Source organism: Polaribacter sp. (assembly GCF_965656025.1).
In the GTDB taxonomy this organism is placed as follows: Bacteria; Bacteroidota; Bacteroidia; order Flavobacteriales; family Flavobacteriaceae; genus Polaribacter.
The window spans coordinates 1-2,264 of record NZ_CBFHJT010000128.1; the positions used below are offsets into that span (position 1 = coordinate 1).

Consider the following 2,264-nt stretch of genomic DNA (forward strand, 5'->3'; position numbering starts at 1 on the left):
TTTCTGGTTCTTTAAATCAGCTAGAGGCTTCAAAAAATGCAATGATTTTGGTTTATGATATACTCAAAAGAATAGAAAATAAATAATAATAGGTAAGCATAACAAAAAATAAAAGTTTTCTTATCATTTTTTTTTTGATTTTACATTCTGAGTTTGCACAAACATCAAGAAAAATTTATTGAAAAGGACCTTAAAGCTTATAAAGCGTCTTTAGAACAGAAAAATATAGACCTTTATCAATTTAGCAACTATGGTAGCATTTTTAGTGAGTAGAATTAGATTTAATGGTACCATAACCACTCCATAACTCTTGTAGGATTTCTTTTTCTTGCAAAGCGGTTGCGCCTGTGCTTTCTAGGATCGAGGATTTGAAGTTGTTGAGCATGCTGTGCTTGAAAATCAATGTATTTTTAATTGATTTAAAATTTTATTTTTAGTAGTTGTTTTCTCATATTCCCTTGACCTAAATTATATAGTATATTGTCAGATAAAACAGTCTGTCCTGCTCTAAATATGATGTCAGAATCTTTATTTGAAAATATCGTTTTTAGGTACTTTGTTCCAGTACTATCTATTTTTACATTGTAAAATTTGGTTTTAGAGAAACGTTTGTCTTGTTTAATAATAACTTTTTTAGCGTTATTTTTTATGTATCCATTAACAAGTAAATTGATATTGTTCTCATAAAAAAAAGCAAAAACAGAAGAATCTTTTTTGTTAGATCTTGATGATGTTCTTTCAATTTCTGCAAACTCTAAACTTTTTTCCCAATCTAAATCCCCATTATTGTTTATTTTACACATTAACAAATCATCATAAAGTTTGTATTTAATGCTAATTGGATTAAAGGTAATAAGTACTGAAGAACCTATAGTGGCAATAGGAATTCCTATGGGTATACTTTGCCTTCTTAAAATATAAAATTGAGAAACTAAATATGTATTCAAATCTTCATCTAAAAAAATATTTTTGATATCAATACTTCTATTATTTCTAAAAAAACCTTTAAAATAATTTTTAATTTTGTCATTCTTAAAAACACTTTGTTTTTGAACGTTTAAAGAGAAAGTATTTAAACCTATTTTATAGTAAGTAACCCCTTCAAAACCACCTTTTACCTTTTTAGAATACAAACCACTTATAATAAGTTCAGAATTTTTAACTTTAGTGGCAATCAATTCATAAGTGTTCGTTGCAATAGGAATATCTAACGTTTTTTTCTTTTCATCTTTCAATTCAATCAATCTATAAATTCGATCCTTTTTATTTAAAGATAAATTAAATAGAAAATATATTGTGTTTTTAAATTGAATAGTACTTAAGTAGCGTGTATATTTAGAAGAAAGGCTGTCATCAGCAAATATTTTATGTTCAGAGAGCGTTTCTAGCTTTTTTGATAATACTTTTACAAAAACAAATGTTTTTTTATCTTCTTTAACAGGTATTGATAAAATGATGTTAGCGTTATTATCTAAATAAATAAAAGAATCCTCTTTAAGAGATTTATAAAAACTTGGATTGCTCTTTTTATAAACTTTTAAAACTTCTTTTTGACTTTTACTCTTATTCTGTGTATCAATAATATCAAAGCGTAAAGAAAATCCTTTCTTAAGCTCTTCTTTGATAAACAGATAAATTTTTCTGTTTTTAATAAATGTTTTTAAGATTTTTATTTTCTTTTCACTCTTAATTTTAATTCGTTCAGTGAAATCTACATCATTATAAAATTCGACAAAATAATTGTAAAAAAAACCGCTACTTCTTTCAGGTCTTATGGTGTAAAAATTACCTGTATCATCAGTTATAGAAATTTCATTTTTATCCCTTAAAAACAATCTATCTTTAACAATTTCTCCTTTTTTAAAATCAATATTTTGAGACTGCAGATTGGTTATGGCAAACCATAAAAAGAATAGCGCTAATTTGTACTTCATTTTTTAGTTTTATAAAACCTCAATAACCCCTTTAAACAAAGCAATCATTTTGGGTTCAGCTTCCCCAGCAATGGCTATAATTTCTGCAATATTTACAGGTTGTAGATTTTTTGGGTCACATTCGTCTGTTAGCACAGAAATTGCGGCACAAGGTAAGTTCAATTGCTTGGCAACAATCACTTCAGGAACGGTGCTCATACCTACAGCATCTGTTTCTAAAATTTGCAACATTCTATATTCTGCTCTCGTTTCTAATTGCGGACCTAAAACACTTGCATATACACCTTCGTGTAATTGGATGTTTTGGGCAATTGCAATGGCTTTTATTTT

Annotated in this window: 2 protein-coding genes; both read right to left on the reverse strand. The window is 27.1% G+C overall.

The window, feature by feature from the left end:
• Positions 1-419 precede the first annotated feature (419 nt).
• Positions 420-1,934, reverse strand: coding sequence for a hypothetical protein (locus ACTG3S_RS14260; RefSeq protein WP_439130000.1), 1,515 nt, complete (start codon positions 1,932-1,934; stop codon positions 420-422).
• A 9-nt stretch (positions 1,935-1,943) separates the two neighbouring features.
• A partial coding sequence (locus tag ACTG3S_RS14265) for a phosphorylase family protein (protein WP_439130001.1) occupies positions 1,944-2,264 on the reverse strand: 321 nt, incomplete at its 5' end.